The organism is Rhizobium sp. L9, assembly GCF_002531885.1.
GTDB lineage: Bacteria > Pseudomonadota > Alphaproteobacteria > Rhizobiales > Rhizobiaceae > Rhizobium.
In genome coordinates this window covers 1-25,954 of record NZ_NWSZ01000009.1, presented here as the reverse complement: position 1 = coordinate 25,954, position 25,954 = coordinate 1, and the positions used below count along the sequence as shown (strand labels likewise).

The 25,954-nt window shown below is 62.7% G+C and carries 25 protein-coding genes; 18 read left to right on the top strand and 7 right to left on the bottom strand.

Annotated elements, in window-relative coordinates:
• Window positions 1–44: 44 nt before the first annotated feature.
• The 9 genes from CO660_RS11365 to CO660_RS11330 all read left to right on the top strand — a co-directional run bounded on the left by CO660_RS11365 (window position 45) and on the right by CO660_RS11330 (window position 9,256).
• Window positions 45–983, top strand: coding sequence for a hypothetical protein (locus tag CO660_RS11365; protein WP_176536272.1), 939 nt, complete (start codon window positions 45–47; stop codon window positions 981–983).
• Between the two features lie 69 nt (window positions 984–1,052).
• The gene (gene nadA / locus CO660_RS11360; protein WP_097598762.1) at window positions 1,053–2,024 is read left to right on the top strand and encodes a quinolinate synthase NadA; all 972 of its coding nucleotides are present in this window, start codon (window positions 1,053–1,055) and stop codon (window positions 2,022–2,024) included.
• Window positions 2,021–3,565: an L-aspartate oxidase gene (locus CO660_RS11355; RefSeq protein ID WP_097598761.1), complete on the top strand. Its 1,545-nt coding sequence runs from the start codon at window positions 2,021–2,023 to the stop codon at window positions 3,563–3,565. The genes nadA and CO660_RS11355 overlap by 4 nt, the downstream gene beginning before the upstream one ends.
• A 1-nt stretch (window position 3,566) precedes the next feature.
• Entirely contained in the window at window positions 3,567–4,433 is an 867-nt protein-coding gene (gene nadC / locus CO660_RS11350) for a carboxylating nicotinate-nucleotide diphosphorylase (RefSeq protein ID WP_097598760.1), read from the top strand.
• Between the two features lie 270 nt (window positions 4,434–4,703).
• Complete coding sequence (locus tag CO660_RS11345) at window positions 4,704–6,659, top strand: BTAD domain-containing putative transcriptional regulator (protein WP_097598759.1); 1,956 nt, start codon at window positions 4,704–4,706, stop codon at window positions 6,657–6,659.
• A 103-nt stretch (window positions 6,660–6,762) separates the two neighbouring features.
• Window positions 6,763–6,906, top strand: a complete 144-nt coding sequence (locus tag CO660_RS33285) for a hypothetical protein (protein ID WP_176536271.1) — start codon at window positions 6,763–6,765, stop codon at window positions 6,904–6,906.
• A gap of 15 nt (window positions 6,907–6,921) precedes the next feature.
• Window positions 6,922–8,184 carry a YcaO-like family protein gene (locus CO660_RS11340; RefSeq protein WP_097598758.1) on the top strand — a complete coding sequence of 421 codons (1,263 nt, stop codon included), beginning with the start codon at window positions 6,922–6,924 and terminating at the stop codon, window positions 8,182–8,184.
• The gene (locus CO660_RS11335) at window positions 8,181–8,924 is read left to right on the top strand and encodes a TfuA-like protein (protein WP_085781221.1); all 744 of its coding nucleotides are present in this window, start codon (window positions 8,181–8,183) and stop codon (window positions 8,922–8,924) included. The genes CO660_RS11340 and CO660_RS11335 overlap by 4 nt, the downstream gene beginning before the upstream one ends.
• Before the next feature lie 65 nt (window positions 8,925–8,989).
• On the top strand, window positions 8,990–9,256 hold the full coding sequence (locus CO660_RS11330) for a hypothetical protein (RefSeq protein WP_003594963.1): 267 nt from the start codon (window positions 8,990–8,992) through the stop codon (window positions 9,254–9,256).
• Window positions 9,257–9,297: 41 nt separating this feature from the next.
• On the opposite strand, the gene CO660_RS11325 is transcribed toward CO660_RS11330, so the two are convergent.
• The 3 genes from CO660_RS11325 to CO660_RS11315 form a co-directional block, all read right to left on the bottom strand.
• Entirely contained in the window at window positions 9,298–9,702 is a 405-nt protein-coding gene (locus tag CO660_RS11325; RefSeq protein ID WP_085781220.1) for a helix-turn-helix transcriptional regulator, read from the bottom strand.
• A 260-nt stretch (window positions 9,703–9,962) separates the two neighbouring features.
• The gene (locus tag CO660_RS11320; RefSeq protein WP_097598757.1) at window positions 9,963–10,799 is read right to left on the bottom strand and encodes an amidohydrolase; all 837 of its coding nucleotides are present in this window, start codon (window positions 10,797–10,799) and stop codon (window positions 9,963–9,965) included.
• Between the two features lie 303 nt (window positions 10,800–11,102).
• Entirely contained in the window at window positions 11,103–11,885 is a 783-nt protein-coding gene (locus CO660_RS11315; protein ID WP_097598756.1) for an IclR family transcriptional regulator, read from the bottom strand.
• Window positions 11,886–12,185: 300 nt separating this feature from the next.
• Between CO660_RS11315 and CO660_RS11310 the strand changes: the two genes are divergently transcribed.
• Window positions 12,186–12,920 carry an SDR family oxidoreductase gene (locus tag CO660_RS11310; protein WP_085781217.1) on the top strand — a complete coding sequence of 245 codons (735 nt, stop codon included), beginning with the start codon at window positions 12,186–12,188 and terminating at the stop codon, window positions 12,918–12,920.
• An 80-nt stretch (window positions 12,921–13,000) separates the two neighbouring features.
• Complete coding sequence (locus tag CO660_RS11305; RefSeq protein WP_097598755.1) at window positions 13,001–14,278, top strand: L-fuconate dehydratase; 1,278 nt, start codon at window positions 13,001–13,003, stop codon at window positions 14,276–14,278.
• Window positions 14,279–14,393: 115 nt separating this feature from the next.
• Here CO660_RS11305 and CO660_RS11300 read toward each other — a convergent pair whose 3' ends face one another.
• The 4 genes from CO660_RS11300 to CO660_RS11285 are packed head-to-tail and all read right to left on the bottom strand — an operon-like array spanning window position 14,394 to window position 19,428.
• Window positions 14,394–14,939 (bottom strand): sarcosine oxidase subunit gamma family protein, encoded by a 546-nt coding sequence (locus CO660_RS11300; RefSeq protein WP_097598754.1) that lies wholly within the window; start codon window positions 14,937–14,939, stop codon window positions 14,394–14,396.
• Entirely contained in the window at window positions 14,932–17,886 is a 2,955-nt protein-coding gene (locus tag CO660_RS11295; protein ID WP_097598753.1) for a sarcosine oxidase subunit alpha family protein, read from the bottom strand. Before CO660_RS11295 ends, CO660_RS11300 begins: the two co-directional genes overlap by 8 nt.
• Window positions 17,883–18,164, bottom strand: coding sequence for a sarcosine oxidase subunit delta (locus CO660_RS11290; protein WP_085740046.1), 282 nt, complete (start codon window positions 18,162–18,164; stop codon window positions 17,883–17,885). Before CO660_RS11290 ends, CO660_RS11295 begins: the two co-directional genes overlap by 4 nt.
• A gap of 13 nt (window positions 18,165–18,177) precedes the next feature.
• Window positions 18,178–19,428, bottom strand: a complete 1,251-nt coding sequence (locus CO660_RS11285; RefSeq protein ID WP_097598752.1) for a sarcosine oxidase subunit beta family protein — start codon at window positions 19,426–19,428, stop codon at window positions 18,178–18,180.
• An 86-nt stretch (window positions 19,429–19,514) separates the two neighbouring features.
• Between CO660_RS11285 and CO660_RS11280 the strand changes: the two genes are divergently transcribed.
• The 7 genes from CO660_RS11280 to CO660_RS11250 form a co-directional block, all read left to right on the top strand.
• Window positions 19,515–20,474 (top strand): GlxA family transcriptional regulator, encoded by a 960-nt coding sequence (locus tag CO660_RS11280; protein WP_097598751.1) that lies wholly within the window; start codon window positions 19,515–19,517, stop codon window positions 20,472–20,474.
• 78 nt (window positions 20,475–20,552) lie between these two features.
• Window positions 20,553–21,236: a helix-turn-helix domain-containing protein gene (locus tag CO660_RS11275; protein ID WP_085781211.1), complete on the top strand. Its 684-nt coding sequence runs from the start codon at window positions 20,553–20,555 to the stop codon at window positions 21,234–21,236.
• Between the two features lie 89 nt (window positions 21,237–21,325).
• Entirely contained in the window at window positions 21,326–22,231 is a 906-nt protein-coding gene (locus tag CO660_RS11270; protein WP_097598750.1) for a glutamine amidotransferase family protein, read from the top strand.
• 56 nt (window positions 22,232–22,287) lie between these two features.
• Window positions 22,288–22,974, top strand: a complete 687-nt coding sequence (locus CO660_RS11265) for a GXGXG domain-containing protein (RefSeq protein WP_097598749.1) — start codon at window positions 22,288–22,290, stop codon at window positions 22,972–22,974.
• Window positions 22,975–22,988: 14 nt separating this feature from the next.
• On the top strand, window positions 22,989–24,317 hold the full coding sequence (locus CO660_RS11260) for an FMN-binding glutamate synthase family protein (protein WP_097598748.1): 1,329 nt from the start codon (window positions 22,989–22,991) through the stop codon (window positions 24,315–24,317).
• Between the two features lie 79 nt (window positions 24,318–24,396).
• Complete coding sequence (gene glnT / locus CO660_RS11255) at window positions 24,397–25,704, top strand: type III glutamate--ammonia ligase (protein WP_097598747.1); 1,308 nt, start codon at window positions 24,397–24,399, stop codon at window positions 25,702–25,704.
• A gap of 89 nt (window positions 25,705–25,793) precedes the next feature.
• On the top strand, window positions 25,794–25,954 hold a 161-nt coding region (locus tag CO660_RS11250; RefSeq protein WP_141504835.1), incomplete at its 3' end, for an ACT domain-containing protein.

Below are 25,954 nucleotides of genomic sequence, written 5' to 3'. Positions count from 1 at the left end.
GAGGGGGAAAGTTCCATTGGCTTCCGTCGCCGCCTGTGGCAGGAATGATCCGTTCGATTCATTCGGAACGGAGTATTCGGTCCCCTGTGACGATCGGCTTTGCGCATGCGGAACTGATTGCAGTGCTCGTCGCGGTGACGGGGGATGAGCCGCGCGTCATGACCATCCGCTCCGGCAATGCGCTGCCGTCAGGTCCGTTCGAAATGGGCCATCGAACCCTGCAATCGGGCCTGCGCGAATGGGTGCAAGAGCAGACCGAACACCCGGTCGGTTATCTCGAACAACTCTATACCTTCGCCGACCGCGACCGGAACAATGAGATTCTTGGCGGGCGGACGATCTCGATCAGCTATCTCGGCCTCGTCAACGAGCAGGCGGGCGCCGGCCGGCCGGGGTGGCACGGCTGGTACGACTATTTTCCCTGGGAAGACCATCGGCAGGGCCGGCCGGCCGTGCTGGACGAGATCATGGCACGCCTCAAAACCTGGGCGGATGCCGATCCGGCCCGCCGCGATCATCGCCATCGCCGCGCCGACTTCACCTTCGGGCTCGACGGCGGCGGCTGGAACGAGGATCTGGCCTTGCAGCGCTACGAACTGCTGTATGAAGCCGGCCTTGTGGCCGAAGCCGGATGCGGGGTGGAAGCCAATCTTGGGCGAGCGATGTTTGCCGATCACCGCCGCATTCTGGCGACCGGGATCGCCCGGCTGCGCGCCAAAATCAAATACCGCCCTGTCGTCTTCGAACTGATGCCGGAGAGTTTTACGCTTCTGCGGCTGCAGCGCACAATCGAGGCGCTGGCCGGACTGACGCTGCACAAGCAGAATTTCCGCCGCCTGATCGAACAGCAGGAACTGGTCGAGGAAACCGGTGGAACGGAAAGCGAAACCGGCGGCCGGCCGGCCAAGCTCTTCCGCTTCCGCCACACGGTGCTCGAAGAACGGGCGCTCGCAGGAACGAAATTACCGCTCTCCCGCAATTGACATATGCTCACAGCGAGAATATGTCTTTGTCAATGATATGCTCAAATCGAGCATAATTAGGAGCCGGTCATGAATCACCCAGTTTCCGCATCCTCGCTCTACAACCGCGTCAGCCGCGTCATTCCCAAAGCCGAATGGATGTCGTTCGAGGATGACATCAACGCCATTCTCGAGCTCAAGCGCCGCCGCAACGCCGTCATTCTCGCCCACAATTATCAGACGCCCGAGATTTTTCACGGCGTGGCCGATATCGTCGGCGACAGCCTGGCGCTCGCCCGCAAGGCGATCGAGGTCGATGCCGATGTCATCGTGCTGGCAGGCGTGCATTTCATGGCCGAGACCGCCAAGCTTCTCAATCCTGAAAAAACGGTGCTGATCCCCGATCTCGGCGCCGGCTGTTCACTGGCTGATTCGATCACGCCTGAGGATATCGCGCTGCTGCGCCAAGCGCACCCCGGCGTCCCCGTCATCACCTATGTCAATACCTCGGCCGCGGTGAAGGCAGCCTCCGACATCTGCTGCACCTCGGGCAATGCCAAACAGGTAGTGGAGTCGCTCGGCGTGCCGAAGGTGCTGATGATCCCCGACGAATATCTCGCCCGCAACGTCGCCCGCGAGACCGATGTCGAGATCGTCGCCTGGCATGGACACTGCGAAGTGCACGAACTCTTTACCGCTGACGATGTCCGCCAGCTGCGTGAAAACCATCCCGGCGTGACGGTGCTCGCCCACCCGGAATGCCCGCCCGACGTGGTGGCAGAGGCCGATTTCGCCGGCTCCACCGCTGTCATGTCCGATTATGTCGGCAGGCAGAAGCCGGCACGAGTGGTACTGCTGACGGAATGCTCGATGAGCGACAACGTCGCCGTGCACCATCCTGACGTCGAGTTCATCCGCCCCTGCAATCTCTGCCCCCACATGAAGCGGATCACGCTTGCCAATATCCGCGCCGCACTTGAGGAAAATCGCCATGAAGTGACGGTCGATCCGGCCATAGCCATGGCCGCCCGCCGCGCCGTCGAGAGGATGCTGGCGATATGACCGAGATCATCGAACAGTTGAGCGGCCGCACCGTCATCGTCGGCAGCGGCCTCGCCGGGCTGATGACGGCGCTGACGCTGGCGCCGGAACCTTCCGTCATCGTCACACGCGCCGCGCTCGGTGCCGAGACCTCGAGCGCGTGGGCACAGGGCGGCATTGCCGCCAGCATCGGCGCCGACGACAGCGCCGCGCTGCATCTGGCCGATACGCTTGCGGCCGGCGACGGGCTCTGCGACCGGAGCATTGCCGCGGGCATCACCGCCGAGGCGGCGGCAGCCATTGCCGCACTGGAGCGCGCCGGCGTTCCCTTCGACCGCAATGACGCCGGACAACTCTCGCTCGGGTTGGAGGCCGCCCATAGCCGCCGCCGCATCGTCCATGCCGAAGGCGACGGCTCGGGTGCGGCGATCATCGCAGCGTTGGTGCGGGCGGTGGCGCGGACGCCCGCCATCACCGTGCTCGAAGGCTTTGAGGCGCGGCGTATTCTGATGGACGGCGAGCGCGTCGCCGGCCTGCTTTGCGCGACCGCAAGCGGCGGGGCCGCCGTCCTTCCGACTGCGAGGCTCGTGCTCGCCACCGGCGGGATCGGCGGGCTTTATGATGCGACCACCAATCCGATGGGCAATGTCGGTCAGGGGATTGCGCTCGCGGCAAGGGCGGGTGCCGAGCTTGCGGATATGGAATTCGTGCAGTTCCATCCGACGGCGCTCGATTCACGCCGCAGGCCCCTGGCGCTTGTCAGCGAGGCGGTGCGCGGCGAGGGGGCCTTGCTCGTCAACGAACGCGGCGAACGGTTCATGGCCCGCATATCGGGCGCCGAACTTGCGCCTCGCGACGTGGTGGCGCGCGCCATCAGTGCCGAGATCGCCCGCGGCGGCCGCGTCTTCCTCGATGCCCGCAAGGCGCTCGGCAGCCGCTTTGCCGCACGCTTCCCCGTCATATCAGCCCTTTGCGGCGAGGCCGGCATTGATCCGGCCAAAGACCTCGTGCCGGTGCGCCCAGCCGTTCACTACCACATGGGCGGCGTCGCGACGGATGACAATGGCCGCAGCTCGGTTCCCGGCCTCTGGGTCGCCGGCGAGGCCGCGTCGACCGGTCTGCACGGCGCGAACCGACTTGCCAGCAATTCGCTGCTCGAGGCAGCTGTCATGGGCATGCGGGCGGCGCGCGACATATCGGCCATGCCAGCAGACCGCACCGGCGCCATCCTCGCAGAACAGCTACCGGCGCCGGCCGACGCATCCTCCATCCGCATGACTGTCTCGCGTCATCTCGGCGTGCTGCGCAATGCCGATGCCCTTCACGGTGCAATCGCCGCATTACTGCCACTTGTCGAGGCCGACGGTCCTGCCTCCGATCCGGCCATCGTCGCATTGCTGGTCGCCGTCTTTGCCAGCCTGCGGATGGAATCGCGCGGCGCCCACGCCCGCACCGATTTTCCCCTGAAGCTCGCCGATGCGCAGCGCCGCCGGATGCGCCTTTCCCAAGCGCTGGAGATTGCCCGCGCCACACCACCCTATTCGCTTGCCAGGAGCGCCTGACATGAGCCTAGCCCCCCTTCCGCGCCTGATTATTGAACCCTTGGTGCGGGCAGCCCTGCTCGAAGATCTCGGCCTTGCCGGCGACATCACCTCGGCGTCGGTCGTTCCCTCGGATCACCGCTCCACGGTGGTGATGGCCGCCCGCCAGCCCGGCGTGATCGCCGGCCTTGATGCGGCCGGCCTCGCCTTCACGCTCGTCGATCCCGAAATTGTCATGCGCCGCCACATCGAGGACGGCGATGCGGTCAAATCAGGTGACGTCATCGCCACCATCGAGGGCCCTTCGCGCGGACTCTTGACCGGTGAGCGCACCGCGCTGAATTTCCTCAGCCATCTCTCGGGCATCGCCACCGTCACGGCCGGGATTGCCGCCGCTATCAGCGGCACCAGGGCCTCAGTCGCCTGCACGCGCAAGACGACGCCCGGGCTGCGGGCGCTGGAGAAATATGCAGTGCGGGCCGGCGGCGGCATGAACCACCGTTTCGCGCTTTATGACGCGGTGCTGATCAAGGATAATCACGTGGCCATATCAGGCGGCGTGGCCGAGGCGATCCGCCGGGCGCGGGCCGGCATCGGCCATCTGGTAAAGATCGAGGTCGAAGTGGACAGGCTCGATCAGCTGCAGGAAGCGATGGCGGTCGGTGTCGATGCCGTTCTGCTCGACAATATGACGCCGGATCAGCTGCGCGAGGCCGTCGCCATCGTCGCCGGGCGGGCGATCACCGAGGCTTCGGGCCGGGTGACGCCAGCAACGGCCGCGGCAATCGCCGCTTCCGGAGTCGACCTCATTTCGGTCGGTTGGCTAACGCACAGCGCGCCCGTGCTGGATATCGGCCTCGATTTCGTCGAGGCCGCCAGCGCGGCGTAAACCAGCACCAAATAGATCGCGCCGAATACTGTGATCGCTTAGGCTCGCTTGCTATTGGTTGCGGCTATGGAGGCCGCAGCGGAAATAACTGCGCCAAATCAGGTCCGGGGGCAAAGTGTTGGCAAGCATTCCCGGCCGGCTAATGTGAGAAAATGCAAATATTCGGTGTAAAAACCTCTTTTTGCGCTATGCGCGGGCCAATTAACGCTCTAACATGTTCCTGCGCGGCCGGTGTGCATGCGCGCCTGGTCTTCAGGGGTGAGAAGCGGGATGCAACGGACATCCGGACAGATGTCGACGAACAGGCTCTGCCTGCTCGGAAGACCGCGATTGCTGGCAGCGGGGAGGGAACTCCCTTTGCCGGAGAAGTCTTATTTTCTTTTCGCAATGCTCGCCGCCGAAGCCGATCTCGAACTCGACCGGGAAACCGTCAGGCGGCAGCTCTGGCAATCGGAAGCGCCGGAAAAACGCGCAGGCAGTTTGCGCCAGTTGCTGGCGCGCATCGAGCAAAGCATTCCCGCCGGCCTTCCGCCGCTGCTGAAAGCGACCCGAACCCATATCGGCCTTGCCGACGGCTGGGAAGTCGATATTCATATACTCAAACAGAAAGCGCCTCTCGCCGCCGAAGACGGCGACATTCTGAATGGCGAATTGCTAGAAGGCGCCAAGTCGCCGACGCAGGGCGCCGAGGACTGGCTGACCTTCGAACGCCAGCGTATCGATGAACTGCGCGCCGTCCATCTGACGCGGCTGGTCGAAACTGCTGACGACAGATCGGACGAAGAGCAGGTGGCCTTTGCCCGTCGCCTGCTGGAGCTCGACCCCGCCAGCGAGACGGCCTATCGGGCCCTGATGCGCATTTATGTCAGGATGAACGACCCGGCCGCGGCCCGGCAGTCCTATCTGAAGTGCAAGAGCCAGCTGAAGGACGAGTTCGAAACCGAACCGGAGGAAAGCACCACCGCGCTTGCCCGCGAACTCGGCCTGATCCCGGCAGCTCAGCCGGCGGCCGCCGAACGTCCATCGCCAGCGCCCGGCGCCTTCGCCGATCTGCTCGGCCAGCCGCGGATCATCATCCTGCCGCCGGAAAGCATTTTCACCGATCCGCTGATGGAGCGCGTCGGCAGAGCCCTTCTCGAGGACGTGACCATCGGCCTCAGCCAGCAGCGCGGCTTCAAGGTGATCGCAGCCCATACGAGCCTCGAAATCCTCAGCCGTTCGGTCGATCCGGCCCGCGCTGTGCCCCGTGCGCTCGACCTCAGCTTCGATTACGCGGTTTACGTCACCATCCAGGGCCGCGAGGAGGATGTCTATGCGACCTGCCGTCTGACGCGGACGACGACATCGGAGGTGATCTGGGCTCTGGAACTGCCGCTGGTCATGCAGAAGATCAGCGAATCCTTCGCGCATCTGACGCGGCGCATCGTCTCCTCGCTCGCCGACACCGTCGAACGCCACGAGCTGGCGATGCCGATCGGCGAGGCGCCGCCATCCGCTTACCGTCTCTATCTCGAAGGCAAGCGGCTGATCGCCCAGACCGATCTGCAGCATCTGCGCCAGGCGCGCAAATGGTTCAGATCCTCGCTCAATCGTTATGAGAATTTCTCGGCTGCCCATGCCGGCGTGTCGCGTGCGCTCGGCATGGAATGGCTGATCCGCGGCATGCAGGACACCGAACTGCTCGACGAGGCGAATGGCGCCGCCCGGCTGGCGCAACAGTCCGACCCGAACAGCGGCCGGGCCTATCGCGAGCTCGGCTTCGTGGCGCTGTACCGCCGCCGTTTCGACGAAAGCCTGGACTATTTCCAGCAGGCCCAGGATCTCAATCCCAACGACGCCGACATCCTCGCCGATTACGCCGACGCGCTCTGCCACTACGGCGACTTTGACAAGGCGCTGGATCTGAACAATGCGGCATTCAAGCTCAATCCGCTGCCGCCGGATTATTACTACTGGAATCGTGGCGGCATCCACTTCGACCGCGGCGAATATAATCAGGCGATCGAGGCGCTTGAGCCGGTGCAGTCGAAACAGGCGACCGCGCGACTGCTGGCAGCCGCCCACGCCATGGCGGGCGATATGAAAAAGGCCGGCAAATACGCTAAAGTCGTCCTGGAAAATTTCCCGGATTTCCGCAGCGAGGACATCCGCCATTTCGTTCCCGACCGCGATCCCCGCTATACGGAAACGCTGATTCATGGCCTCCAACTGGCCGGACTTCCCTGATTGCATGGCCTTTTAACGAAGCCTGTAACGGTTAAATGACGCAGACAATGTTCCTCTGCAATGGTTAACGGCAGCCGGCTGCCTATCCCATTGGAGATGGACAATGAAAACCACTGTTGAAACCCATGCAGCAATGCCTTCCCAGCCGCGCTTCTCGGCCGCAGCCAAGGCTGCGATGAAGCAGGACGAACTCAATGTCACGGCAAATGCTCTCGAAAACCTGACCCATGCGCTGAAGTTCCGCTAAAGGGGCGAGATCGGTATGTCCGCCTTCGCCGATCTTGAAACGCTAGCCGATGATCTCAGACGATCATCGGCTGGCGTCAGCGACTATCACGACCGTGCAATCACGCCGGCGCAGACACTTGTGGCCATCAGGCCGCATCTGCGCGAATTCGGCATCACGCGCGTCGGCCTGCTGACCGCTCTCGACGTGCTGAATATCCCCGTCGCCTTCGCGACGAGGCCGAACAGCCACACGCTTTCGGTCTTCCAGGGCAAAGGCATCGACAATGATGCCGCCATGGCCTCGGCCGCCATGGAGGCGATCGAGACGCGGATCGCGGAAATTCCGCCCGCCGACCTGACGCAGGCGACGGTGGAGAGCATGCGGGCGGAAGGCGCCGCCATGATCGATCTCGACAATGTCGCACGATGCGCGCCCGATGAAATCGGCGGTGACCCCATCCCCTGGTGCTCCGGCCTCGACATTCTGTCCGGCAGTAGCGTCTTCGTCCCCTGGTGGCTTGTCGGCCTCGACCATCGCGGCGAGCGGCCGCCGGGCTTCGAGCAATCGAGCGATGGGCTTGCCTCCGGCAATGCGTCGTCCGAAGCGGTCCTGCACGGACTTTGCGAGCTGGTCGAGCGCGATGCCTGGGCTCTGACCCAGTTGAAATCACCACAGCGCCTGAAGGAGAGCCGCATCGACCCCGCCTCCTTCGGCGATACGGTCATCGACGTCATGACCGACCGGATCACACGCGCCGGCATGCGGCTGCTGCTGCTCGACATGACCACAGATATCGGCGTTCCGGCTTTTCTGGCCGTCATCATGCCTGGCAATCTTTCCGACCGCGCCGATGCGCGCTGGTCACATGTCTGCGGGGGCTGCGGCTGCCATCCCGATCCTGTGCGCGCCGCACTGCGCGCCATCACCGAAGCGGCCCAGAGCCGGCTGACGGCGATCGCCGGCAGCCGCGACGATTTCTCGCCGCGCATCTACAAGCGGCTCGATCGGAGTGCGGCTATGCAGCAGCTGGTCGAACTCTGCGAGAGCGACGGCCGGATGCGCGCCTTTCAGAACCGCCATCGCCGTGCGGCGACGATCCAGGAGACCATCCGCCACATAGCCGACCGGCTGGTGGCGAGCGGGATCGAACAGATCGTCGCCGTGCCCTTTGCCCATCCGACTTTGCCGGTCTCGGTCGTCAGGGTGATCGTGCCGGGCCTGGAGGTCGATATATCAGGCCAGTACGTCCAGCTCGGCCTTCGCGCCGTCAACACCATGAGAGGAGCCCAATCATGAAGGTTCTGTTCGTCGGTCCGAGCCTTGGTGGCGGTCTTGCCGCAGCGAGAAACATGTCTCCCTGCATTGATTTCCGCCCGCCCGCCGCCCGCGGCGACATCCTAAAGGCAGTAGAAGACGGCGCCACCGCGATCGGCCTTGTCGACGGCTATTTCGGCGAGCTGCCATCGGTCTGGCACAAGGAAATTCTCTACGCGCTCGAACATGATGTCGCCGTAGCCGGCGGCGCCAGCATGGGCGCATTGCGGGCTGCAGAATGCGCTCCGTTCGGCATGGTCGGGCTCGGCTCGATCTTCGAGGATTACGAGTCCGGGCGGCTGCTGGACGATGAGGCCGTCGCACTCGTGCATGCGCCGCAGGCGCTTGGCTGGCTGCCGCTTTCCGTACCCTGGGTCGATTTCGAGCCCACGGTTGATGCGCTTCATGCCCGCGGCGAGATCTCCACGGCCGAGCGCAAGAAACTACTGCTCGCCGGCCGCTTCCTGCATTTCTCCGAGCGCACCTATGCGCGCGTGGTCGACGAGTGCCATTTTCGCAAGCCGCGTCGTGACCTCCTCCTCGCCGCTCTCCGCAAGAATAGGGTCGAACGCAAACATGACGACGCGCGGCTAGTGCTGGAGTGGCTGCACCGCGAGCAATTCGCACCCGTCAACCGTGACTGGCGCTTTGCCGCAACCTCGCATTGGGAGCTTTTGCATGCCGAAGTCACCCGCAACGTGACTCCTGTAACGCTTGAATAACGGTCTCGGCTAGATGATGCAGGGGTGATGGAATCTGAGGCTTCACGGCCAAAGGGGCGGGAACAATGTTTGAACAACGTAACGAAGGTACAGGCAGCGAATACGCAAGGATCTTCCGGCTGCTGTCGGCAGCCAAGGAGGAGGCTGAAAAGCTTCAGCTGCGTAATCTGATGCACCTGACGAACATGGCACTGCTGCAGGTCGTAATCGATTGGGACGGCATAGATCCGGACAGGGAACTTGACGTCAACCTCGAGAAACTGCTCGGCAGCAAGGCCAAGATCGCAATGAAGGACGCTAGCGAGAATCTAATCCTGATCGATCGCCATTGACCTTTATGCCGTCCGTTAGAATCGCGTGAAGGAGATCCGGCCTATTCGGCCGCTTCACCCTCGACCTGTTCGGTGTGGGCGATTGCCTGAACAAGCTTCAGGATCTTCTTGCGAAGAGCTTCGTTTTTGATCGAGAAGAACGCCGCATTCAGAAGCACACCCTCGCGCGAAATGACGAATTCTTCGCTGGGAGCGGGGTTGTCGTTAGCCGTCTCGGGCGTTGAGAGGTCGTCGAAGAACGTCCTGACGTCGACGTTCAGCGCGCCGGCGATTTCAACTAGCATGCTGGCGGAAACGCGGTTGGAGCCTTTTTCGTATTTCTGGATCTGCTGAAACGTTACGCCGACACGATCGCCCAATTCCGTCTGCGAAACTTTGCGCAGCAGACGCTGTATGCGGATCGTCTTTCCGACATGAACATCCACTGCGTGCGGTTCTTCTTTCATTTGTTTCCCTCCTGAGGACACGGACATGAGGTTATTCGCCATATCCGTGTCTGACACTTTTAACTGAGACACACAAAGCTAGCAATTGTCTGGCTGAAAGTCGTCCCAAACCGAACCATCGCATCGCTTCATATTAGCAGCAGCAAAAAACATGCCAAAGTAGCACTTTTGGGGGGTTACATCATCCGATTTCAGGGTGCCGAGCATGGTAGTTTGCTGCGGACCTTTCAGCCGAAGGATCGGCACGGCGTAAATAAAAGTTACAATGACCAGAGACGCTGGGCATTGGCGAAGAGCAGCTTGGAACGCTCCGCCTCGCTGCTGCCGGCGAGCACGGCATGGGTCGCTGCAACCCAGGTGGAAAGGCCGCCGCCGAGCGTGCAGACCGGCCAGTCGCTGCCCCAGACGACACGATCCCAGCCGAAACTTGCGATCACATGTTCGATATAGGGCGTCAGCGTCTGTGCAGTCCATGTCTGCGCATCCGCATAGGCGACGACGCCTGATATCTTGCAGATCACGTTCGGCCGGCGGGCGATTTCCGATATGCCGGCCTTCCATGGCTCGAAGGCATCGGAGCGGATATCCGGCACGCCGCAATGATCGAGGACGAACTGCACATCGGGCGCGAGATCGACGAGAGCGGTGACGCGACCAGCCTGATGCGGCAATGTGCAGAGGTCGAAGGTCAGGCCGCTGCCACCGATGCGCCGGATGTTGTCTCGAAACAGGACGCCTTCCGAGACGGTGTCGGGCACGACATGCAGCACGCGGCGGAAGCCCTTGACGAAGGGATCGGCTTTTTGCAGCTCGAGATAGGCGGCAAAGCCTTCCTCCTCGGGACGGCAGGAGACAATCGCCCCGGCAATCAGGCTGCCTTGCCTTTTGGCGATCGAGGCAATGTGGTCGGTCTCGGCCTGCATGACGGCCGGATCGACATCGACCTCCATATGCAGCGCCGTCATAATGCCGCAGCGCCGCGCCTCGGCCGCATAGGTCTCATAGAGAAAGTCATGGTCGAGAGCCGGCACGCCGGAGAGCCAGGGATAGGAAAGCGCCGACCGGTCGATGATATGCAAATGGGTGTCGATGAGCACGTTTTCCTCCTCCAGGAATGGTCTTTGCCGCAACCTATTTCTCGTGAATGGATTATTCAAATAGAAATTTCTGCTGCCTGGGCATGGCTGCCTCAGTCTGGCATGCCGTAAAGCATGCCCTTCCTCACCCTCTCCCCGTAAAACGGGGCGAGGGGACGTGCCTTGTGACAGGTCGGAGAGGGACGGAGAGGCCGCGGCATATCCCCTTCGCCCCGCCTGCGGGAGTCCGAAGGACGGGTCGAGACCCGTAGCTCGACCCCGGTCGGTGGCGGCAGCCGGATGTGAGGGGCCGCAACGCGATGCTCAGGTCGGGCCGACATCCGCCCCGGCCAGCAGCGAAAGCTGAGCGGCGGTCTTCTGCACCAGCGTGATCGTTTGGGTGATGTCGGGGGCGGACGGCGCATTGACAAGGGCGATAAAGGGGCAGGTCAGGGCGGCGATACAACGCCGGTCCGGCCCAAGAACGGGCGCCGACAGATTGTAGACGCCCGATGTCTGGGCGCTCGCCATCATCTCGTAGCCGCGCTCGCGGATCTGGTCGAGGCGATCGTAAAATTCGGCGCCAAGGTCGATCTCGGCGCGGTTGCGCGCATGTTCCGATATCATCATCTCCCGCTCCTCGTCGCTGCGGAAGGCGAGCAGCACATGCCCCGAGCCGGTGTCGAACAGGCTGATATGGGCGCCGACGCGGATCGAAAAGCCCCAATAGTCCGGCGCCTCCTGCTGGGCGATGACAACGGCGGCGCCACGGTCAAAAACTGCGAGATGATTGGCCTGACGGGTGCGCTGGGCGAGGTCGCGCATCAGCGGCGTGGCATAGGAGGCAAGCCGGCGCACAGGCGCATGCAATTGCGCAAGGCCAAAGAGCTTCAGCGTCAGCGAGTAGCGATCGCCATCCAGCCGGGTGACGTAACCGCGACGCACCAGCCGGTCGAGCATACGATAGAATTCATTGGGACTGCGGTCGAGCCGCTTGGCAATCTCCGCCTGGGTGAGGCCGCTGTCGACGCCGGCGAGCAGCTCCAGGATATCGAGGCCCTTGTCTAAAGCAGGAGCGCGATAGCGGTCTGACTCGTCTGTCTCCATTCCTTCCTCCTGTGAATATTATTCTGCATATACGCAGAACCATGGCCGGAAAAGGAAAACTTCGCGCTTGACCGTTGGCCAATCGTCTGTTTGTCTATAAACAGACAAATCATAATTGAAGACAGCCAATCAGCAGAAACGACGAGAGGCGGGGCTTCGCGCCTTGCCCTACGCCGGCCGAAAGGCGCAAAGAGAGAAAATGGCAGGCCCTGATGGACGTCCTATTCCATCACCGCGCGGCCTTCGGCAAGATAACCGCATGCATCGTCTCATGTAGACAATCCAGAAGAGGCCCGTGACATGACAAACAGACTTTCCGGCAAGACCGTTCTCATTACCGCCGCCGGCCAGGGCATCGGCCGGGCGACGGCGGCAGCCTTTGCCGCGGCCGGCGCCAAGGTCCATGCAACCGACATCAACACCGATGCGCTGGCAACCCTTGCCGCGGAAACCGGCGTCTTCACCCATAAGCTCAACGTGCTCGACGGGGATGCGGTCACGGCGCTCGTCGCCGAAATCGGCACTGTGGACGTTCTGTTCAACTGCGCCGGCTTCGTCCATGCCGGCTCGATCCTGGAAATGCCGGATTCCGATCTCGAATTCGCTTTCGACCTCAACGTCAAGGCGATGATCCGCACCATCCGGGCGGTGCTGCCCGGCATGCTCGAACGCAAGGACGGGTCGATCATCAACATGGCCTCCGTCGCTTCCAGCATCAAGGGCGTGCCGAATCGCTTCGCCTATGGCGTCACCAAGGCGGCGGTCATCGGCCTTACCAAATCGGTCGCCGCCGATTATGTTGCTCAAGGCATCCGCTGCAATGCCATCTGCCCCGGCACGGTGGAAAGTCCGTCCTTGCAGGACCGCATGCGCGCACAGGGCGATTACGATGCGGCCCGCGCCGCCTTCATCGCCCGCCAGCCGATGGGCCGGCTCGGTTCGCCGGAAGAGATCGCCGATCTCGCCGTCTATCTCGCCGGCGCCACCTACACGTCGGGCCAGGCGATCGCCATCGACGGCGGCTGGACGATCTGACGTCGGCTTCGTGAGGCGCCCGGCAGAGTGCCGGCCGACCCCGGCTATCGCAATTGGCACCTTAAATCGGGAGGAACAACATGATCCGCATCACCGGCCTTCGCGTCTTCGATCTCCGCTTTCCCACCTCGCAAAGCCTTGACGGATCCGATGCAATGAACCCCGATCCCGACTATTCGGCCGCCTATGTCATTCTCGACACGGATGTCCCGGGCCTTGCCGGCCATGGCCTGACCTTCACCATCGGCCGTGGCAACGACATTTGCTGCATGGCGATCGAGGCGATGCGCCATCTCGTCGTCGGTACCGATCTGGCCGAGGTTCTTGCCCATCCCGGCAAATTCTGGCGGCATCTGACCAGCGACAGCCAGTTGCGCTGGATAGGCCCCGAAAAGGGCGCCATTCACTTGGCGACCGGTGCGGTCGTCAACGCCGTCTGGGATCTGCTCGCCAAACAGGCCGGCAAGCCGGTCTGGCGGCTCGTCGCCGACATGTCGCCGGAAGAGATCGCCGATATCGTCGACTACCGCTATCTCACCGACGTGCTGACGCGCGCCGAGGCGGTCGAGATCCTCAAGCGCGCCGAAGTCGGCAAGACCGAGCGCATCGCCACTCTCGAAAAGGAAGGCTATGCCTGCTACACGACCTCGGCCGGCTGGCTGGGTTACGAAGACGAGAAACTGCGCCGCCTCTGCCAGGAGGCGATCGATGCCGGCTTCAACCATATCAAGATGAAGGTCGGCCGCGACCTGCAAGACGATATCCGGCGTCTGCGGATCGCCCGCGAGGTGATCGGTCCCGATCGCTACCTGATGATCGACGCCAATCAGGTCTGGGACGTTGGTCAGGCGATCGACTGGGTCAAGGCGCTTGCCTTCGCCAAGCCCTTCTTCATCGAGGAGCCCACAAGCCCCGACGATGTCGCCGGCCACCGCAAGATCCGCCAGGCAATCGGACCGGTGAAGGTCGCAACCGGCGAGATGTGCCAGAACCGCATCATGTTCAAACAGTTCATTGCCGAAGGCGCGATCGACATCGTCCAGATCGATTCCTGCCGCATGGGCGGGCTGAACGAAGTCCTTTCCGTCCTGCTGATCGCCGCCAAATTCGGCCTGCCGGTCTGGCCGCATGCCGGCGGCGTCGGGCTCTGCGAATATGTGCAGCACCTGTCGATGATAGACTACGTCGCGGTCTCAGGCACCAAAGAAGGCCGCGTCATCGAATATGTCGATCACCTGCACGAACATTTCCTCGATCCCTGCCGGATCGAGAACGCCGCCTATATGCCGCCGACCCTGCCGGGCTTTTCCATCGAGATGAAACCGGCTTCGATCCGCGACTATACTTTTCGAGGCTAAAGCATGTCGCCCGTAAGGGTATGATTCGAATTCGATGCGACGCACTGAGCGAATCGGCCGACGCGGGTTGGAAGCGCTGCAGCATCCGCCTGAACAAGGCATGCAGCGCTGTAGCTCATGCCCCGTCCTTCACGGCGCTCGCCGCCATATGCCTAAGATCCTCCCAGAGGCTCTCGGCGAAGCTGCGCAGGACCGTGAGTTCGAAACTGTCGTCGCCGGTGCGGGCGACCTGCACGGAGATATGACCGACTATCGTCATCACAGAACTGCCTTCCGCAAAGACGCCGGGATCGAGATCGACCGCCGTGCCTTTGGAAAGAAGCAGCCGGGAGGAGGGGCCGGACACGCCAATGCGGACACGCCCGTGGCTCTGGTCGGTGACGAAGGCTTTTCCGGCGAGTGCTGCCTTAAGAGCATCCAGATTTGCGGGCGGAAGCGGCTCGTCGCCGGCAACGAACCATTGCCGGAAACCGGCCTGACGGATCGAACTTTCCGCAAAGCCCGCCTTCGTCAGTTCAGCGGCAAGCGCCGCCGGCTCAATTCCGCCGAGCACGTGCAGCAGATGGCCTTCCGGCAAGGCTTCCAGCCGGATGCCGGCCCCGGTTATGCTGCGATATGCCATGCCGGCAAGAACCGGTCTGTGTTGCGGAAGATCAGGCATGGAGCTTCTCGTTTTCGGGATCGATGAAGACGGGATGGCAGAGCACCGCCTCGGTGAATTCATTGCGCAGGCCGTTCCAGACCGTCACCTTCTCGCCGATGCGCTCGGGCCCGCGCCGGATGAGCGCCAGGCCGATCGTATGGCCGAGGCTCGGCGAAAACGCGCTCGACGTGACATAGCCCTGATCGTTTTCGAGCGTCGCCGCAGCGCCCTCGGCAAGGATATGCGAGCCGGTGCGGAAGCCGCTTGCCGGATTGAGCGGCTTGACCCCGACGAGGCGCGGCCGCTCGGGATCCTGCAAGCCTTCGCGGGCGAGCATCGCCTTGCCGATGAAATCCGGCTTGGTCGATGAGACCATGCGGCCGAAGCCGAGATCGCCCGGTGTGACCGTGCCATTGATCTCGGCATGGGTGACGTGGCCCTTTTCGATGCGCATGACGCCGAGCGCTTCCGCGCCGTAGGCGCAGATGCCGTGTTTATCGCCTGATGCCATGATGGCGTCGGCAACGCTTTCGCCGTAGCCGGCCGGGACGGCGAGTTCGTAGGCAAGTTCACCGGAGAAGGAAATCCGGAAGAGCCGGCCTTCAAGGCTGCCTGCGAATAGCGACACTTTGCGGGCACTCATGAAGGGGAAGGCCGCATCGGAAAGATCCTCGTCGACGATTTCCGAGAGGATCGCGCGCGACTTCGGCCCGGCAACCGCCATCTGCGCCCATTGATCGGTCGAGGAGGCGAAGCAGACGTCGAGTTCCGGCCAGAGCGTCTGCGCGCAGAATTCGAGATGGGTGAGCACGCCGGCGGCAAGCGCCGTCGTCGTCGTCATGAAGAAATGATCGTCGCTGAAACGGCTGGTGGTGCCGTCGTCATAGATGAAACCGTCCTCACGCAGCATGATGCCGTAACGGGCCTTGCCGACGGCCAGCTTGGCAAAACCGTTGCAATAGATGCGGTCGAGGAAGGCTGCGGCATCGCGGCCGAAGATCTCGATCTTGCCAAGGGTCGAGACGTCGCAGAGGCCAGCATTCTTCCGGATGTTCAGTACCTCGCGATCGACGCTTTGGCGCCAGGTCGTTTCGCCGGCGCGCGGGAACCAGGAGGAGCGGTACCAGAGGCCGGTTTCGACGAAGACCGCGCCGTTCTTTTTCGCCCAGCCGTGCAGCGGCGATTTGCGCGCCGGCTGGAAATGTTTGCCGCGGGACGCCCCGGTCAAAGCGCCGAAGGAGATCGGCGTATAAAAGGGCCGGAAGGTCGTCGTTCCCACCTCAGCGGGCGACACGCCGCGCGCCGCGGCAAGAATGCCGATGGCGTTGACGTTGGAAAGCTTGCCCTGATCGGTCGCCATGCCTGATGTGGTGTAACGCTTGGCAAGTTCGACATGGCCGTAACCTTCACGGACGGCGAGGCCGAGGTCCTTGAGATGCACGTCGTTTTGGTAATCGACGAAAGCCTTGCCCTTCGAGCCTTTGACCGACCACAGCGGCTTCGTGCGCTGTGCCGTCTCGGTGGCTGAGGCAAAGGCCGGTTCCGCTGCAAAGCCGATTGCCTTCAACGCGGCGGCAGCCTTTCCCGCTCCATCGCCGAGGCAGGCGGCAATCTGCGCAAGGCCGGCAGCCGAGCCGGCAACGGCCAGACCATCCTGCGCAGCCGGCGCCAGGAACGCCGCAGCCTCGTTCGACCATTGCGGCTTGCCGCCACGATGGCAGGCAAGGTGGATGATCGGGCTCCAGCCGCCCGACATGGCAAGCGCATCGGCATCGATCCGGCGAACACCCTCTTCGGTCTTGACGCTGACGCCGCGCAGGCGCTTGCCGCCATGGGCATCGATGATCCGCGCGCCCCTCAGCACCTCGGCGCGGCCCGGCCAGCTCTCGCCGCCATCGGCTCGGCTGTCGACGATCGCCGCAACTCGAAGGCCGGCGGCTTCAAGGTCGCCGGCGGTGTGATATCCGGTATCGTTGGTGGTGAAGATCACCGTGCTTTGGCCTGGCGCGACCGCTTGCCGATTGAGATAGCTGCGCATGGCGCCTGCCATCATCACGCCGGGAATATCGTTGCCGCCGAAGACCAGCGGTCGTTCCTCGGCCCCCGTCGCAAGAATCGCCTGCCGGGCAATGATGCGCCACAGCCGTTCCACCGGACGATCCGGATCGGGCAGCGCTAAATGCTTTTGGACGCGCTCGACGGCTCCGAAAACATTGTCGTCGTACCAGCCGAAAACAGTCGTGCGTGGCAGGCGGCGCACATTTTCCAGGCCCTCCAGCTCGGCAAGCAGCTCGCCGAGAAGGCTCCCCGCCGGCTTGCCGTCAACTGCGCCGCTTTCGCAAAGCAGGCTGCCGCCGAGTTCGGGGCTCTCATCAGCGAGAATGACACGTGCGCCGGCGCGGCCGGCGGTCAGCGCTGCAGCAAGGCCGGCAGGGCCGGCGCCGATCACCAGTAGATCGCAATGCGCCCAGCATTTCTCATAGGAATCGGGATCAGCCTCGTAAGAGGCTCTGCCGAGGCCCGCAGCCTTGCGGATCACCGGCTCGTAGAGCTTTTCCCAGAGCGCTGCCGGCCACATGAAGGTTTTGTAGTAGAAGCCGGCGCTGAGGAAAGGTGAGAGCAGGCCGTTGACCGCGCCGACATCGAAACCGAGCGAAGGCCAACGGTTCTGGCTTTTGGCCGCCAGGCCCTGGTAAAGGTCGATCATCGTCGCGCGCGTATTCGGTTCGGTGCGCCCGCCGTTGCCTGTCGTCACCAGCGCGTTCGGTTCGGCGGCCCCCGCCGTCAGAATGCCGCGCGGGCGGTGATATTTGAAGCTGCGTCCGACGAGCTGGATACCGTTGGCAAGCAGCGCCGAGGCGAGCGTGTCGCCCGGATGGCCTTGCAGCGCCTTGCCGTCAAAGGTGAAGCCGAGTGTCTTGTCGCGGTCGATGCGACCGCCGGAGGGAAGACGGAAGCTCGTCATGCCGGTTCTCCGCCGAGCTTGGCAAGGGCGGCATCCCTGACGCCGTGGACCGCATGGGTGACGGTGTCACGCTCGACGATCAGCCAGCGGCGGCATCCGGAGGAATGGTGCCAATATTCGCTGTGGCGGCCCTTCGGATTGTCGCGCAGGTAGACATAGTCGTACCAGGCATCCGCGCCGGCATCCGGCGCCGGCCGGACAAGGTTCGCATCGCCGCGGATCGAGAATTCCTCCTTGGGGCGGACGCCGCAATGGGGACATGAAATCAGGCTTGCCATTGTCTAAATGTCCTCAGTGCAGGTTGGGCTGGGCGCCGACGCCCTTTTCGTCGATCGGATAGCCGCGCGCGAAACGGTCGAGCCGGAAGGCACATGCCGTCTGGTGCGGCGTGTTGCGGGCGATCAGATGGGCGTAACAGAAGCCGGAGGCGGGCGTGGCCTTGAAGCCGCCGTAACACCAGCCGGCGTTGAGATAGAGATTGTCGATATGGGTGCGGTCAATGATCGGCGAGCCATCCATGCTCATGTCCATGACGCCGCCCCAGGAGCGCAGGTAGCGCACGCGCGACAAGGAGGGGATCATCGCGATCCCGGCTTCGGCGACGTGCTCGACGGTGGCGAGATTGCCGCGCTGCGCATAGGAATTATAGCCGTCGATGTCGCCGCCGAAGACGAGGCCGCCCTTGTCGGACTGGGAGACGTAGAAATGACCGGCGCCGAAAGTGACGACATTGTCGATGAAGGGTTTCAGCCCTTCGGAGACGAAGGCCTGCAGCACATGGCTCTCGATCGGCAGGCGAAGGCCGGCCATATCGGCGACCACGGTGGAATTGCCGGCCGCCGCCAGCGCCAGCTTGCCGCAGCCGATGAAGCCCCTGCTGGTCTCGACACCGGTCACCTTCCCGTTTTCAGTGCGAATGCCGGTGACCTCGCATTGGGTGATGATGTCGACGCCGCGGCCGTCGGCGCCGCGGGCATAACCCCAGGCGACCGCGTCATGGCGCACCGTGCCACCGCGCGGCTGGTATAAACCACCCATGACCGGGAAACGGGCATTGTCGAAATCGAGAAAGGGCAATTTCCTGCGCACGGCCTGCCGGTCGAGCAGCTCGGCATCGACGCCGTGCAGCCGCATGGCGTTGCCGCGACGCGTATAGGCGTCACGCTGCGCGTCGGAATGGAAGAGGTTCAACACGCCGCGCTGCGAGACCATGGCGTTGAAGTTGAAGTCCTGCTCCAGCCCTTCCCAAAGCTTCATCGACAGTTCGTAGAAGGGATTGTTGCCAGGCAGCAGGTAGTTGGAACGGATGATCGTGGTGTTCCTGCCGATATTACCGGAGCCGAGATAGCCCTTTTCCAGGACGGCGACATTGGTGATGCCGAACTCCTTGGCAAGATAATAGGCAGTGGCCAGACCATGACCGCCGCCACCAACGATGACGACGTCGTAATGCGGCTTCGGCGCCGGATCGCGCCAGGCGGGCGCCCAGCCCTTGTTGCCGCGAAGGCCGTTCAGAAAAATCGAAAGAGCGGAATAGCGCATGGGTCACCCGGAAAGAACAGCTGCATGATGCCAGAAAGAATCGACGAGACTTGCACAAAACGGACATATGTCGCTAAGAAAGGGACATGTCCTCGCTTGATGGCAGAAATGTTCAGACGATCGGCTTCATCCTGATTCCGGGATTTGCGCTGATGTCCTATGCCTCGGCGACGGAGCCGCTGCGGGCGGCAAATCTGCTGGCAGGCCGCGAGATCTATCGTGTCTCCACCTATTCGCCGGATGGCGCGCCGGCCCTTTCCTCCTCCGGCGTCAGCGTGCCCGCGGATCCCCTTCCCATGAGGGGATCGGGCCTTAGTACCGCCTTCGTCTGCGCCGGCGGCTTGCCTCGGGATTGGCGATATCCTGGCGTGCTTGCCTGCCTGAGGCAGTTGTCGCGCGAAGGCATGCGGATCGGCGGCATTTCCGGCGGCCCCTATCTGATGGCCGCCGCCGGACTGCTTGGGGGCCGCGACTTCACTATCCATTGGGAGCATGCGGCCGCCCTTCTCGAAGCCTTCCCGGATCTCACGCCGCGCCAGGCGCGCTTCGTGATCGACAGCAACAGGATCACCTGCGGCGGCGGTATCGCTCCACTTGACATGATGCATGTGCTGATCGCCGAGCGGATGGGGCCGGATTTCGCCCGCCGGGTCAGCGACTGGTATCTTCACACCGAGGTCAACGAACCCGCTGCTCCGCAGCGTGCGTCTCTCGCCGAGCGATACGGTGTCCACCACCCTGGCCTGCTCAGCGTTCTCGAACGGATGGAGGAGACGATCGAGATGCCGCTCGAGCGCGCCGCCATGGCGCGGATCGCCGGTGTCACCACCCGCCATCTCGACCGGCTCTTTGCGGCCCATCTCGGCACCAGCTTCCACGATCAATACCGCAGGATCAGGCTTCAGCATGCCCATCGCCTGCTGAAGCAGAGCCCGCTTTCCGTCTCGGAGATCGCTGTTGCCACCGGTTTTTCCAGCCTCAGCCATTTTTCCCGGATGTTCCGTGTCGTCTACGGCATCGCCCCGCGAGAGGCGCGGCGGGAATAAGTTTTCTTCACGGTTGAGAAATTTTCACTATGGCGATAGCGTTGCCTTGACCCAAAAGAGAAGGCAGCAGTAAATCTGATGAAAGCCAAAGGTGAAGCGGCAGACCAACCGGAACAGGCGCAGGGCGGACGCACCCCCTTTTCCCAAGACCCGCACGCCGTTCGGGAACCGAAGGAAAACAACCTCGAAATGGCGATCGGCCATGAGGTGCGGGCGTACCGCAAGAAACTCGGCATCACCGTCACCGATCTCGCGGCTGCGACCGGCATTTCACTCGGAATGCTGTCGAAGATCGAGAACGGCAACATCTCGCCGTCGCTGACGACGCTGCAATCGTTGTCGCGGGCGCTCGGCGTGCCGCTGACGGCCTTTTTTCGCCGCTACGAGGAGCCGCGCAATGCCGTCTTCGTCAAGGCGGGGCAGGGCGTCGAGCTGGAACGGCGCGGCACCCGCGCCGGTCATCAATATAATCTGCTCGGCCATATCGACAACAACACCAGCGGCGTCATCGTCGAGCCTTATCTCATCACGCTGACGGCCGATTCCGATGTTTTCCCGACCTTCCAGCATGAGGGCATGGAGTTTCTCTACATGCTCGAAGGCGAGGTCATCTACCGCCACGGCGACCAGCTTTTCCAGATGCAGCCGGGCGACAGCCTGTTCTTCGACGCCGATGCGCCGCATGGGCCGGAGCAACTGGTAAAACTGCCGAGCAGGTACCTTTCGATCATCAGCTATCCCCAGCAGAACTCGCGAAGCTGACTTGCCTTAGAAGAAAAGTTTATTCCTACCAGTTGAAGTCCATACATAGACCTGCTAGTCCTTTCTCAACATGAAAGGAGGCACAGGCGATGTGCGGCATTGTTGGATTGTTCCTCAAGGACAAGAGCCTTGAGCCTCAGCTCGGAAACCTGCTTTCGGATATGCTGATCACCATGACGGATCGCGGGCCGGACTCGGCCGGTATCGCGATCTATGGCGGCTCTGCAGAGGGCAAGGCGAAAATCACTATCCAGTCCAGCAATCCAGGCGCGGACTTCGAGGGCCTCGCCACTGACCTCGAGGCAGCCGGCATCAAAGCCCATGTGTGGATCAAGAGCACGCACGCGGTCATTGAGCTTGATGCCTCCAAGCTTGGAGCAGTGCGCGAGGCGCTCGAACGGATTCGCCCGGCAGTTCGTCTTATGGGCTCGGGTGAGAGCGTCGAGATCTACAAGGAAATCGGCCTTCCGAAAGAGGTCGTGGCGCGCTTCGGAGTCCGCGCGATGAGCGGAACCCACGGCATCGGCCATACCCGCATGGCGACGGAATCCGCCGTCACCACGCTCGGCGCCCATCCGTTCTCGACCGGCGCCGACCAGTGCCTCGTGCACAACGGCTCGCTGTCCAACCACAACAACCTGCGCCGCGAGCTGCTTCGCGAAGGCATGACCTTCGAGACGCAGAATGATTCGGAAGTCGCCGCCGCCTATCTGACGGCCGAAATGGCCAAGGGCAAGGATCTCGGCCAGGCGCTGGCCGGTGCGCTCGACGATCTCGACGGCTTCTTCACCTTCGTCGTCGGCACCAAGTCCGGCTTCGGCGTGGTGCGCGACCCGATCGCTTGCAAGCCCGCCGTCATGGCCGAGACGGAGCAATATGTCGCCTTCGGCTCGGAATACCGTGCGCTGGTCAATCTTCCCGGCATCGAGAATGCCCGCGTCTGGGAGCCGGAGCCGGCAACTGTCTACTTCTGGGATCACGACAAGGCGGCCTGAGGCGCGCTGAAAGCCAAGAGGCGGCGCGGACCGTCTCCCGGACCAATGAGGATTCAATGCCGACATTCGATCTTTCCAACACGCCTCTTCGCGAATTGAACAGCGCGCTACACGCTCTCTCCAAAGGTGCCAACGACACTGAATTCGAGGTCATCAACCCGCGCGGCAGCCATGCCGTCGCCGTCGGGATCGACAGCCCGGTGACGGTCGCTGTCAGGGGATCTGTCGGCTATTACTGCGCCGGCATGAATGACGGCGGCAAGATTACGGTTCATGGCTCGGCTGGACCGGGTGTTGCCGAAAACATGATGTCCGGCACCGTCGTCATCGAGGGCGACGCCAGCCAGTATGCCGGCGCGACCGGCCGGGGTGGCCTGCTCGTCATCAAGGGCAATGCCGCTTCGCGCTGCGGCATTTCGATGAAGGGCATCGACATCGTTGTACACGGCAGCATCGGCCACATGTCGGCCTTCATGGGCCAGTCCGGCCATCTCGTCGTCCTTGGCGACGCCGGCGATGCACTCGGGGATTCGCTCTACGAAGCGAAGCTTTTCGTTCGCGGCGAGGTGAAAAGTCTCGGCTCCGACTGTATCGAGAAAGAGATGCGGCCGGAGCATCTGGAGAAGCTTGCCGAACTGCTCGACAAGGCAGGTGTGACGGACGTCAGACCCCAAGAGTTCAAGCGCTACGGCTCCGCCCGCAAGCTCTACAATTTCAACATCGACAACGCAGACGCGTATTGAGGCGAGGGACACTCATGAGCTATCACAACCCCTATACCCCGCCACGCAAGTCCGCGACTTTCGACGACTATACGCTCGCCGAAATCCGCCGCGCGGCCGCCACAGGCATCTATGACATCCGCGGCGCCGGCACCAAACGCAAGGTTCCGCATTTCGACGATCTGCTGTTTCTCGGCGCCTCCATCTCGCGTTATCCGCTCGAAGGCTACCGCGAGAAGTGCGATACGACAGTGGTGCTCGGCTCCCGCTTCGCCAAGAAGCCGATCACGCTCAAGACGCCGATCACCATCGCCGGCATGAGTTTCGGCGCGCTTTCCGGCAACGCCAAGGAAGCGCTCGGCCGGGGTGCGACGATCGCAGGTACGTCGACCACGACAGGCGACGGCGGCATGACGGATGAGGAACGCGGTCATTCGCAGACGCTGGTCTACCAATATCTGCCGTCGCGCTACGGCATGAACCCGAAGGACCTGCGCCGCGCCGACGCAATCGAAGTCGTGGTCGGCCAGGGCGCCAAGCCCGGCGGCGGCGGCATGCTGCTCGGCCAGAAGATCTCCGACCGCGTCGCCAACATGCGCAACCTGCCGAAGGGCATCGACCAGCGCTCGGCCTGCCGCCATCCGGACTGGACCGGCCCCGACGATTTGGAAATCAAGATCATGGAGTTGCGCGAGATCACCGACTGGGAAAAGCCGATCTACGTCAAGGTCGGCGGCGCACGTCCCTACTACGACACCGCTCTTGCCGTGAAGGCGGGCGCCGACGTCGTGGTGCTCGATGGTATGCAGGGCGGCACTGCGGCGACCCAGGATGTCTTCATCGAAAACGTCGGCATGCCGACGCTCGCCTGCATACGTCCGGCTGTCCAGGCGCTGCAGGATCTCGGCATGCATCGAAAGGTGCAGCTGGTCATCTCCGGTGGCATCCGCTCGGGCGCCGACGTGGCGAAGGCGCTGGCGCTAGGCGCCGACGCGGTCGCGATCGGCACGGCGGCGCTCGTCGCCATCGGCGACAACGATCCACGCTGGGAAGAGGAATATCAGAAGCTCGGCACCACGGCCGGCGCCTATGACGATTGGCATGAAGGCAAGGATCCGGCGGGCATCACCACCCAGGACCCGGAGCTGGCAAAACGCCTCGACCCGGTTGCGGCCGGCCGCCGCCTCGCCAACTACCTCAAAGTCATGACGCTCGAAGCTCAGACGATCGCACGCGCCTGTGGTAAGAACCACCTGCACAATCTCGAGCCGGAAGACCTCGTTGCATTGACGATCGAGGCATCGGCCATGGCGCAGGTGCCGCTCGCCGGTACCAACTGGATCCCTGGCAAGGGAGGCTTCTGATTTCTACCGGCCGGGCAATATCCCGGCCGTCTCATATCCATAACCAAAGTGTCTCGAAGAAATCCAAAGGGGAACGAGAATGACACTGGACCTTGCTGCTTTTGCGAGAGACAAAGGCATCAAATATTTCATGATCAGCTATACCGACCTGTTCGGCGGTCAACGCGCCAAGCTGGTCCCCGCGGAAGCCATCGCCGACATGCAGAAGGATGGCGCCGGTTTTGCAGGCTTTGCAACCTGGCTCGATCTGACGCCGGCCCATCCGGACCTGTTTGCTGTTCCCGATCCTTCCTCCGTCATCCAATTGCCCTGGAAGAAGGACGTCGCATGGGTCGCCGCCGACTGCGTCATGGACGAACGGCCTGTCGAACAGGCACCGCGTGTCGTGCTGAAAAGACTGGTGGCTGAAGCTGCGAAGGAAGGACTTCGGGTAAAGACCGGCGTGGAGCCCGAATTCTTTCTCATCTCTGCTGACGGTTCGGTGATTTCAGACCAGTTCGATACCGCCGAGAAACCTTGCTACGACCAGCAGGCCGTGATGCGTCGATACGATGTCATCGCCGAGATCTGCGACTATATGCTGGAACTCGGCTGGAAGCCCTATCAGAACGACCACGAGGATGCGAACGGCCAGTTCGAGATGAACTGGGAATATGACGATGTCCTGAAGACCGCTGACAAGCACTCTTTCTTCAAGTTCATGGTCAAATCGGTCGCCGAAAAGCACGGCCTTCGCGCTACCTTCATGCCGAAGCCCTTCAAGGGCCTGACCGGAAACGGATGCCATGCGCACATCTCGGTCTGGGACGTCGATGGCAGGGTAAACGCCTTCGCGGACAAGGAAATGGCCTTTGGGCTGTCGGCTCAGGGTAAAACCTTCCTCGGCGGCATCATGAAGCATGCCTCGGCGCTGGCCGCGATCACCAATCCGACGGTCAATTCCTACAAGCGCATCAACGCGCCGCGCACCACCTCGGGCGCGACATGGTCGCCGAACACCGTGACGTGGACGGGCAACAACCGCACTCACATGGTGCGCGTGCCGGGACCGGGGCGCTTCGAGCTGCGCCTGCCGGACGGCGCGGTCAATCCATACCTCCTACAGGCGATCATCATTGCGGCCGGCCTCGACGGCATCCGCAGCCAGGCGGACCCAGGCCAGCATTATGATATCGATATGTATGCCGAGGGCCACCTGGTGAAGGATGCGCCGCGCCTGCCGCTCAACCTGCTCGATGCGCTGCGCGCCTTTGATGCCGACGAGGGCTTGAAGGCGGCAATCGGGGCTGAGTTTTCCTCCGCCTATCTCAAGCTCAAGCACCTGGAATGGAATGCCTACTGCTCGCATTTCACCCAGTGGGAACGCGACAGCACGCTCGACATCTGAGCAGCCGGACCGACGTCTTCGCCATGCCGGGTTGGACAGCTCGGCATGACCGGACTCTCTGTACCTGAAAGGGCGAAGGAAGAGACAGCATGAAGAGCTTCATACTTACCGTATCCTGCAAGTCGACGCGCGGCATCGTTGCAGCGATTTCGAGCTATCTGGCCGAGAAGGGTTGCAACATCGTCGACTCCAGCCAGTTCGACGATCTCGATACCGGCAGGTTCTTCATGCGCGTCAGCTTCATTTCCGA